This is a genomic window from Aestuariibaculum suncheonense, from assembly GCF_014596935.1.
Classification (GTDB): domain Bacteria; phylum Bacteroidota; class Bacteroidia; order Flavobacteriales; family Flavobacteriaceae; genus Aestuariibaculum; species Aestuariibaculum suncheonense.
In genome coordinates this window covers 1-11,604 of sequence record NZ_JACVXC010000002.1, presented here as the reverse complement: position 1 = coordinate 11,604, position 11,604 = coordinate 1, and the positions used below count along the sequence as shown (strand labels likewise).

The following is an 11,604-nucleotide window of genomic DNA, read 5'->3' as shown; positions in this document are numbered from 1 at the left end:
TCAGTAAGTGCCTGTGATTATGAGGAAGGGGATTTTGCAGCATGGATAGCAGCTCAGGAAGCCGCCTTAGGTTTAGCAGGCGGATGTGATCCACAGTTGTCAAACGATGCAGGAGATAGAATGCCAGATGCCTGTGGAGGCTCAGTAGAAGTAACCTGGACGATAACCGATACCTGTTTAGAACCGGCGATTGAGGCTTCAGCGATTTTCACTGTAACACCGGCCCCAATAGTCGCAATAACATTACCCGGGATAATACCTGAATTATGTAATGAGGATTTTCCAGAAAGTTTACAAGCAACGTATACAGGATGTAATCCTGGAGTGATAAATATTGGGCCAACTAATATTAGACCAAGTATTGATGGTTGTGCGGAATTGGCAGATTACGTGTTTGTTACTCCAGTGGATGCATGTGGTAATTTTGATACTAAAACGTTTACCATTACTCGTGAGTTTGATAAATACGAAAGTTGTGAAACTATGTTTGCTCGTAACGATGACGATGCTCTATGTTTCTTAGATGACAATATAGGAAATGACGGAGGTGATTTTAACCGTTGGGGTTGGACAAATCTAGTTTCGCCAAGTGACACGGATTATATTATGAATCTTTACGCCGGAGCTGCACATTGTGATATAAGCAAAGGTGCACATGTAGGTACTGCAACGGTAAATTACAACGGTTCATATATGACTATTTCATACAATTTGTTTGAAGGGTATGGTATGAACGAAGCACATGTTTATGTTGGTTGTGATTTATATCCAATGAAAAATGGTAAATACACAGTTGCTCCTGGGCAATACAATTTTAATCCAGGGGGTTCTTACGACTATGTAAATGAATTGACCATTGAAATTGATGACTTACCTGGTTCTGATTTATATGTTATCATTCATGGTGTTGTTTGCGAAGAAGTTTGCAAATGTTCAGATGGATACAATAGCGGAGGAACTGAATCCATGAATGGAAGTGGCGTTACTAATTGTGATAATGCAAAAATCGCTACAAGTTCTATAAGTGAATCTAATGAATTTAATGCTTACCCGGTTCCTTTTGAGGAAGAGGTTACGTTTAAATATTCATTTAGTTATGACACCGATGTTACCATTGAAATTTATGACATGAAAGGTTCTTTACTTAAATTAATAAAGGATACTGATTATTCATTAGGAAAAGATAAAGAGTATAAACTTAATTTATCTAGCTTTGGTACTCAAATATTCTTGGTTAAACTAACTACAAATAAAGAGGTTATTACCAAGCAGATAGTAAGTTCTAATTAGTAGTAAAGTTTACTTAAACTAAAAAGAGCAGCCAATGGCTGCTCTTTTTTTGTTTTATAAAATATTTCATATTCCTAAAGAGCGTAAATTCAGTCTAATTTAATATTAAATATTATTCTTCTTACGAGGTGTATTTCATCGAATAAAATTACCGTTAAAAGATTTGTTAAAATGTAGATATCATTTTGAATTGATTAACAAATTAATACATTTGCCTAATTTTGAAATATAAGTAGCTGATTTAGAGGTTTGTAAGAAATTTACTGTGTCTAAGGTAATTTGAATTCTATTAAACTACTATTTCAATTTTTATTTAATATAAAAACGAATTAACAGTATATTATGTGTTTTTTCTTATTTAAATACGTTTAAAACAGCTTTTTATCGATTAAAATGTTAAAAAATCCGATAAAAAGTAATGTTTTTGTAATTTGAATGAAGAAATACCCCAAACTATGAAAAACTTTACATCTACCCTAAGTAGGTTAATGACTAGTCTTTTTCTAGCTACAACCTTTACAATAGCAGCTCAAAACCATTCTTCAATAAAAGCAAATCTATCAACCCAGATTAAGCAATCTAAACAGATTGTAGAAGGAAGGGTGATTTCACAAACGTCCTTTTGGGATAATGCCCATCAAAATATATTTACTAAACAGGTTATAGAGGTAAATAAGGTTTTTAAAGGAGATCGTGTAGAAACTGTGGAACTAATAACTAAAGGAGGGGTAGTAGATTTAGATGCTATAACGGTGTCTCATAGTCTACAGTTAAAAAATGGAGATATAGGTGTTTTTGTTTTAGATGAAATTACAGATGGAAATTTAAAAGCCAAAAGTGTTAATAAACTATATCAATCGAATAGTGGTTTACAAGGGTTTTATAAATATGATATAAAAAGAAATCTAGTAGGAAATGGGTTTAGTTTGTATGAAGGTATCTCTAATAATTTTTACAATGCATTAATAAAACAAACACAAAAGAGCCCGGAAATTATTAAATCAAATGGACTTGAAATGAATGGAACACTTCCTAATCTAACGCAACAAAGCGATTTAGTTTCTTCATCAACAGCAACCATGTCATCTTTTAACGGAATTAGTTTTTCTGCAGGAACCAAAAGTGTACTTACAATTAATGGTTCTGGTTTTGGAGAAACAAAAGGTTCTGTATCGTTTAGTGATGCCGATTTAGGAGGGTATTTTTATACAGAAACCTTAGGAAGCCAGGTGTTAAGCTGGACTGATACTAAAATTGAAGTAGAAATTCCTGATCATGCCGGGACTGGGTATGTTAAAGTTAATACGATTGATAATGGAACAATAACATCTGCAGATAAATTAATTATTGATTATGCTGAACTGAATCTTGATTATAACGGCAGTTCATACCAAACTCAGCATGTCGATAATAACGGAAAAGGGGGATATACCTGGCAAATGAATGAAGAGTTTTTTAACTCTGATGCTAATGAGGCTTTTACCCGAGCTTTAAATACCTGGAAATGTGAAACCGGGATGAATTGGGAAGTGTCATCAGATTTAACTTCGGTTACCCAGTATAATAGTTATGATAATATCAATACCATTACGTTTAGCGATAATCTTGGAGGTGCAACATTAGGACAATGTTACTCTAGGTATGCTGGCTGTGCTGAAAGTGGTCAGATAAAATGGTATGTCGTTGAAATGGATATTGTATTTAACAGAAGTATCAATTGGAACTATAGCAGCGATGCTCCCACAAGTAGTCAGGTTGATTTTGAAAGTGTTACGGTTCATGAATTAGGTCATGGTCGTCAACTAGGACATGTTGTAAACACAGATGTGATTATGCACTATTCATTGGGGTCGGGAGAATCTTTAAGAGCATTATCATCAAAAGACTTAGAAGGTGGGCAGGATGTACAAAGCAGAAGTGCGTCAGAAGATATTTGTGGAGAATTAAGTATGGTTTCAGCCTCATGTTCTTTATTAGGTGATGACCATTTTGAAGTTACTGCACAATTTAGTGTTTATCCAAATCCAGTTAAGAATACTCTTTATATTAAAAATGAGCAATACCAACAGATTAAAGATATAGCTATATATAATATACAAGGAGGAGAAGTTTTTAGAAGTTTTGAGAATGATATTATTGCTCAAAAAGAAATTACTGTAACTCATTTAACAAGCGGTGTTTATATTTTGAGTATTAGTTCAGGTACTGGTGTATTCAGAAAAAAATTAATTATTAATTAACAGATGTTAATTATTCTTACAATCCTCAAGTTTTATCCGATAAAACTTGAGGATTGTTTGATTTTTTATAAAACATTCAATATCAGGTTGAAAGTCTGATTATATTTTCTTATATTTATAAAAGTAAATTAAGGATCTCTCGTATAAAAAGCATTTGGTTAATAGCAATTTATTAAATGCCCTTTTATCTTCATTATATTTTTATGTCCTATTATGTTGTGTGTATTTATTTGTAAATGCGCCCATTCTTCATGTCTAATTATTTTTGTTGTGTATTGCATTAATAGCTATTGCACCATCTTCTATTAGTCTTATTTATTGTTATGTAAACTCATTTATTAACTTAATTTAAATGTTATGTTTATGTACAAAATTACTAACAACGATTTTATTGGTAAAGTCAATAAATCGTACAAGACGCTTATATTGTGTTGTTTGTCTATAATATCTTTTGGACTTTCAACGCAATTTTTTTATGCTCAGGATGTAGGTTCATCTACTGTTCAGGCTAATTTTGGTATTGACGGGGATGTATACTCTGGTGTATTGAAATTTCAGAATGTTGAAAATCCGATTGTTCCACTTCCGGTTGATCCTACCGGAATAGATGACTGGTTTAAAGGACCCTCAGGTTTCGGAGTAATCGATGAATTGGGTAGCGCTAATGGCGGTAATCCATTGTCAGATCCTAACCCACCTAATAGTATGGATAATGTAGCGATTGAACTTAGACAATCAGTATGGCTTCCTAGTGATGGTTTTCCATTTCCACTTGTTAATGGGGATTTATGGTTAGATGCCGTTTATGGACGGGATAATTATGTTAAAGGCGGTAGTGCTGAAATGTCTTATTTTTCATCGGGAGCTGATAAAAATTCAGACCATCCAATGAATTGGAGTCTAGACTCCGGGGGAAGCGTACCTCAAAAAACCGATATTATCGATGTTTACGCCCATTTAAGAGGAGATGAACCTAAGGCTCCGACAGAACAAGACCCAAGGCCATTTACTACGCTTTATGCATATGCTGGGGCGTCTCTAGCAGTTACCAATGGTAACAAGCACTTGGACTTCGAGTTTTTTAGAAAAGGATTAGAATCACCAGCAGATCTTCAAGATCCAGCTAAACTTGGCCCAGATGGTGGACGTACCGCCTGGACTTTTGATTTAGCAGGAGATGGAGACATTTTGATTCCTGGAACGATTATCATATCGGTAGACTATATTAATGGAGGTAGTGTGCCTGATATCAGAATCAGAGTTTGGATGAGCCAAGCCACATTTGATAATTATGATAATACGGCTGCTAATATCCCCTTTTTAGTTGATTATAATGTCGCTTTTGAAACAGGGACAGGTTCAGAAGGTTTTGGTTATGCTGCCATTAACCCTTTATCAGTGGGTACAAGTATGTGGGGTAGAGTGAATGATAATTTTGCCTCTGATGCAGGATCTCTTACAACAGGACCACCTTGGGGTACCTGGGAAGGCTCTACACCTGATTTTGTTACGGATTATGAACGCTATCAATTTGTAGAAATTGGTATTAATTTGACAGCTTTTGGATTAGATAGAAGAGGTCAGGAAGACCCATGTTCTAATATATTAGGTAGTTTATTGGTTAAAACCCGTAGTAGTGGTGGTGGACCTAATGAGGGGGCCTTTGGTTCAGAGTTAAAAGATTTTGCTGGTCCTTATTTATTTGGATTTACAGGAGAAGAACCAGAAATTACGGTGACAAATAAAACAATTTGTGCTTCTGAAAACCCTGTTGATATAACTACAGGAAATTCTGTAAACCCTCCTGGATTAATTGAATACTTTTTAGACGATGGATATACTAATCAGATTTTAACACCTGATGCTTACAATGCGTCGCTTGGAGTAACACCTATTTATGTCCGAAGTGAAAAAGTAGGTTTTCCAGGTTGTTATGGATATGATTCATTTACTGTAACAGTTAGTGCTGACCCGAACTCCGATGCAGGTCCCGATCAGGCGAATTGTGATGACGGTTCGTTTACTATGGCAGCCAATGCACCAGCAGGGTTCAGTGGTATGTGGACTGTAGAATCAGGCACAGCAAATATTACAGATCCAACCAGCGCAACAACTAGTGTAACAGGAGTGCCAGTTGGAAGCACAGCAACATTACGTTGGACCTTGACCAATGATGCGAATTCGAACTGTACGGATTATGACGAAGTTGATTTAACTAATGATTATACTCCGGATGCCGATGCAGGTCCCGATCAGGCGAATTGTGATGACGGTTCGTTTACTATGGCAGCCAATGCACCAGCAGGGTTCAGTGGTATGTGGACTGTAGAATCAGGCACAGCAAATATTACAGATCCAACCAGCGCAACAACTAGTGTAACAGGAGTGCCAGTTGGAAGCACAGCAATATTACGTTGGACCTTGACCAATGATGCAAATTCGAACTGTACGGATTATGACGAAGTTGATTTAACTAATAATAATAAACCAACAGTAACAGTAACCAGTGATGAAATTTGTATTGATGAAACAACAACCGTTACAGCAACTCCGGTTCCAGCCGATGCTGGGGGAGATTACACTTACGTTTGGACAGTTCCAGCTTTATTTGAAGGCAACCCAGGAAACGTAGCTAGTTTCCCAACCAGTGTTATTGGAGATTATTCTGTTGTTATTACAAATAATGAAACAGGTTGTACTGCAACAAATTCAGGCACAATTTCATTAGGTAGCTTAAGATCAGCTCCACGAGTAACTCCAACAGATATATGTATTAGTGAACTGGAAGGCTTCAGTTTAAAAGCAAGAGCAGCATTACCAGATGATATTACGCTTCCTGATGGTACTGTTGTGGTATTTTTAGGTTGGATATACAAAATTGGAGAAGAGATATTAAATAGTGGTGATTTTGGTGGTATTGAGGATCCTGATGGTATACTTGAGTTATTGGCAGGTACTTATGAAATAGTAGTTAAATTGAAAACACCAAATGGATGTCTGTCTACTCAACAATCAACAATACCTATTAATATTTATTCACTTCCTGTAGTAGAAGCAGGGGATCCTCCATTAGCTATATGTAATTTAGAGGGTAACTTCACACAACTAACCGGTACGCCTGCAGGTGGAACATGGAGTGGTAGCCCTTACATTACTGAAGAAGGATTATTTACTGTGCCTGCTGGAGGTATTGTAGCCGATAATTATACGGTTAAATATACTTATACAGACCCTGTAACAGGATGTCCTAATGAAGATACAGTTGATATTCCTGTAGTAGAATGTACAGAGTGTGAAACAGCCTTTGGTGTTGCATTAAATAATGATAAAACGGCTATAGATACAAGTATTAGTACCTGTTTCCGTGAAAATGGATTCCACCGTTGGGGATGGACTAACGCCATTAGTCCTAGTTATGAACCATATGTATTAGATCTTTATAGTGGAGCAGGTAAGTGTTTACTTGATAAAGGGACATATGTTGGTACAGTAACAATTAATTATAGTCCAGACGACTACACTATTACTGCATTATATGAAATGATCTCTGGTGTTGGCCTAAGTGAAGCACATTTATACATTGGTTGCGATGCTTACCCAACAGGTAAGAATGGTGAATTTACCGTGGCACCAGGACAATACACTTTGAATGCTGGTGAATTAGATTTCTATATGTCATGGAGTACGTCCACTGATGCAATGAAAACCATAACAGTGCCTGGAGGTCCTGTAGTATACGTTATAGCGCATGCTGTAGCTTGTACTGATGTTTCTGCAGAAGTAGCACCAAACGGTTTTGTACCAACTGAAGATTACGGAGAATTCCATGATAATCCTCCTGTTGAAGGTGATTGTATTGTAGAAGTTGATCCTTGGGGTAAAACAACTTCAGTAAAAACCTATCCGGTACCGTTTGAAGATGAAGTTACCGTAAGTTATAAATTTGATTATGATACTAATGTGAAAATTAATGTTTATGACATAAAAGGAGCTTTATTAAGACATGCCGAAAACAGAAGTTATATGAGAGGTACAGTTGGTAAAACAAAATTCGATTTATCAACAGCTGATGATCAAATGTATTTTGTGAGATTAACAACTGCAAAAGGTAGTATTGTTAGAAAAATTGTTTCATCCAAACAACAAAGATAAATAGCTTGGATTAAACATATAATAAAAGGGAGCAGTATGAAAATTACTGCTCTTTTTTTACTCAAAAATTCAATAAGCATGTTTCAAAAGTATTTAAGTCAATTTCTTTTTTTTGAATATTGACTTTTCATAACTAATAGTAAGAAATTTACCGAAATTTATTGTGCTTTATCTAAGAATAACACAGGTGCGGTTATTTATTATTATATTTAATAGTAGATGATTAAAAGTGTTTTTGAAGGTTAAATGCTTTATTAAGCTTATTTATAATTTTTAAAACTCAAGTTTAACTGTTAACAAGTGATATATGAAAAATGTTGTGCTATATTCATTTTTTACTTTGTGTACATTTCATTTTTCTTTTTCCCAATGTGACAGTAATACGGTATATGATGGGACTGCAGTGCCAGAAGGTGTAGATATAAATGATGGGGAAATTCATCAGATAGCCTATGGAATAGAGGCAGGTGAGTATGTTTTTATTAACGGGTTGAATTCAACAGATACCTATCAGTTTAAAAGTAATCGTACAGATAGTAATAATCCAAATACAGATTACATTACTATATATAATGGAGCTAGCCAGCTTATAGCAAATCAAACCTCACCATTAACAAAAAGCCCTATAGGAACATCCACTATTGAAATACATGTTAATTTGAATTCAAGCTGTGACACGGATATAGACTTTCATACCCTAACTATTCAAAACATAACAGCAGCCACCTGTAATATGCCTGATGCCCCAGGAGGCGTAACTTATAAATCTAATATACGTATAGATTTTTATTGGAGTGCTCCTGCTTTGAGTAATCCGGAAAGTTATGACTGGAGAGTTACCTTAAAAGATGATCTTCCTGATAATTATGTGGTTTCTGGAGTTTCTACAACTTTAGAGGTAAGTACAGGAGATGTCTTAATTCCAGAAAACACCTATTGGATTTATGTAAGGTCAAGTTGTTTTGGTAATGAAAAAAGTGAATGGTTTAGGTTTCCTACTGATTATAAAATGAATAATGGAGCTCCACCGGAAAATGATTTTTGTGAAGGGGCCATTTCTGTTGTGCAAGATATTAATACATTAAGTATTGGAGAAGCCGTAGTTATTTCGGGAGATTTATCAGGGGGAGCAGGCTCGAATGTTTATGCAGAAAATTGTAATGAAAAAACAGGGAATTCTCGTGATGATGTTTGGTATTCATTTATAGCACAAACAAGTGATATACGTATTAATTTATCTCCGACTTTTGATGGTGTGTTAACTTTATATTCAGGAGAATGTAATGCTTTAAGTTATATATCATGTTCAGATGATCCGAATACCAGTTTAGCGGATGAAGAAATAGTTATGTTAAATGGATTGACGGTAGGAGATGTCTATTGTGTAAGAGTTTACTATCTAGGAACAACAACTCCTGTAAATCCGATATTTAACTTAAGGATATGGTCTTCTTCAGTAGCAACTGATAATGATATGGATGGCTATGTAAATCATCCTAATGTGGATTGTGATGATACAAATCCTGCAATTAATATTGGAGCAACTGAAATATCTAATAATGGGGTTGATGATAATTGTGATGGGCAGACTGATGAGACCCTGGGTCTTATTGATTTAGACGCAGATAGTATTGAAATAAGCCCAAACCCTTTTCATTCTAGGATTTTTATAAGGCTTACCGATAGCATGGAAAAAAAAATAGATATCACGGTTTTCGATGTGAGCGGTAGACTAATTTTAAAATCTGTTAAATCGAGCTCTAATAAAATTATTGAGATTAATAATTTAGAAGTGTTACCTCAAGGTATTTACTTCATAAAACTTTCACTAAAATTAAATAAAGGAAATAAAATTTCCATAAGGCGTCTGGTAAAGATGTAATCTTTTTCAGTCTTAAATCTATTCATCAATAACCGAAACCCAAAACTTATCATGAATTCCATCTGCTTGATTTAACCAATCAATATTTAATCAGATGAGAAAAATTATACTTTCGGTTTGTATTTTTTGCATTTCCTATGCTCTGTTTTCACAGTGTGATAATAAAACAGCATATGACGGCACTCCTGTGCCAGTAGGTGTAGATATAAATGATGGCGAAGTCCATCAGATAGCCTATGGTATCGAGGCAGGTGAGTATGTTGTTATTAATGGGTTGAATTCAACAGATACCTATCAGTTTACAAGTAATCGTACAGATAGTAATAATCCAAATACAGATTACATTACTATATATGGTAGCTCAAGTCAACTTATAGCAAATCAAACATCTCCAATAACGAAAAGTTCTATAGGAACATCATCTATTGAAATACATGTTAATCTCAATTCTATTTGTGATTCAGATATAGATTTTCATACCCTAACTATTCAAAACATAACAGCAGCCACCTGTAATATGCCTGGTGCTCCAGGAGGTGTAACTTATAAATCAGATACACGTATAGATTTTTATTGGAGTCCACCAGAATTAAGTACGCCATTAGGTTATGATTGGCAAATTGTATTGTCGGGTAACGATCCAGATATAAATGTAAAAGCATCTGGATCAACTATCGCACCAATATCAAACGCAAGTTCGGGAGACGTGTTAATGCCAGGGGCATTATATTGGATTTATGTCCGCTCTAGCTGTGCATCAAACGAGAAAAGTGAATGGTTTAAATTTCCTCCAACATATACTACAAATACCGTTTCTCCTCCCGAAAATGATTTTTGTGAAGGTGCTATTTCTATTATACAGGATATAAATACAGCTAATGTAAATGATGCGACTACTATTTCCGGAACTTTGGCTGGTGGTGCTGGAACAAATGTAAATGCAGAAACTTGTAGTGGAAAAACAGGCAATGCACGAGACGATGTTTGGTATTCATTTATAGCCCAAACAAGCAGTGTTAATATTAATTTATCTCCAACCTTCGACGGCGTATTAACCTTGTATTCAGGGGATTGTAGTAGTTTGGATTATTTAGCGTGTGCTGATACTCCTATAATCACTTTAGCTGATGAAGAAATAGTAATGTTGAATAGTTTAACGGTTGGCGAAACGTATTATGTTCGCGTGTATTCTTTAGGAACAACTACACCTCCAAATCCAACATTCAACTTGTCGATATGGTCTTCTTCTGTAGTAGCAGACAAAGATAAGGATGGTTATGTAGATCATCCTAATGTAGATTGTGATGACGATGACCCTGCAATCTATCCTGGAGCAACAGAAATATGTGATGGAAAAGATAACGATTGTGATGGTCTAGTTGATGATGCTGATCCTGATTTGGATACTTCAGGGCTAAGTACATTTTATGTCGATAATGATGGTGATGGTTTTGGTGATGCAGAATCAAGTATATTAGCCTGTTCAGCACCTGAAGGCTATGTATCAGACAACACGGACTGTGATGACACAAACATTACAGTGTATCCTGGAGCAGAGGAACTGTGCGATGGTTTAGATAACGACTGTGACGGAGAGATTGATGAAGGTGTTAAGAACACCTATTATGCCGATAATGATGGAGATGGTTATGGCGATGCAGAATCAGGTATGCTGGCTTGTTCAGCACCTGAAGGCTATGTGTCAGACAACACGGACTGTGATGACACAAACATTACAGTGTATCCTGGAGCAGAGGAACTGTGTGATGGTTTAGATAATGATTGCGATGGAGAGATCGATGAAGGTGTTAAGAACACCTATTATGCCGATAATGATGGTGATGGTTATGGTGATGCAGGATCAAGTATGCCGGCCTGTTCAGCACCTGAAGGCTATGTATCAGACAACACGGACTGTGATGACACAAACATTACAGTGTATCCTGGAGCAGAGGAACTGTGCGATGGTTTAGATAACGACTGTGACGGAGAGATTGATGAAGGTGTTAAGAACACCTATTATGCCGATAATGATGGTGA

Annotated in this window: 5 protein-coding genes; all 5 read left to right on the top strand. The window is 35.7% G+C overall.

Going from position 1 to position 11,604, the window contains the following annotated elements:
- Window positions 1-1,290, top strand: a 1,290-nt coding sequence (locus ICJ84_RS16870) for a T9SS type A sorting domain-containing protein (RefSeq protein WP_194408542.1), incomplete at its 5' end; no start/stop codon positions are given.
- A gap of 455 nt (window positions 1,291-1,745) precedes the next feature.
- Entirely contained in the window at window positions 1,746-3,530 is a 1,785-nt protein-coding gene (locus ICJ84_RS05895) for a T9SS type A sorting domain-containing protein (protein ID WP_188215456.1), read from the top strand.
- A 363-nt stretch (window positions 3,531-3,893) separates the two neighbouring features.
- Window positions 3,894-7,682 carry a T9SS type A sorting domain-containing protein gene (locus ICJ84_RS05890; protein ID WP_188215455.1) on the top strand — a complete coding sequence of 1,263 codons (3,789 nt, stop codon included), beginning with the start codon at window positions 3,894-3,896 and terminating at the stop codon, window positions 7,680-7,682.
- A gap of 307 nt (window positions 7,683-7,989) precedes the next feature.
- A complete protein-coding gene (locus ICJ84_RS05885; protein ID WP_188215454.1) occupies window positions 7,990-9,564 on the top strand; it encodes a T9SS type A sorting domain-containing protein in 1,575 nt (524 codons plus the stop codon).
- Between the two features lie 94 nt (window positions 9,565-9,658).
- Window positions 9,659-11,604: putative metal-binding motif-containing protein (locus ICJ84_RS05880; protein ID WP_188215453.1), on the top strand; the 1,946-nt coding region annotated here is incomplete at its 3' end.

Coding starts and splice junctions, on each gene's coding strand:
- ICJ84_RS05895 (WP_188215456.1), top strand. CDS start 1,746: ATGAAAAACTTTACATCTACCCTAAGTAGGTTAATGACTAGTCTTTTT.
- ICJ84_RS05890 (WP_188215455.1), top strand. CDS start 3,894: ATGTACAAAATTACTAACAACGATTTTATTGGTAAAGTCAATAAATCG.
- ICJ84_RS05885 (WP_188215454.1), top strand. CDS start 7,990: ATGAAAAATGTTGTGCTATATTCATTTTTTACTTTGTGTACATTTCAT.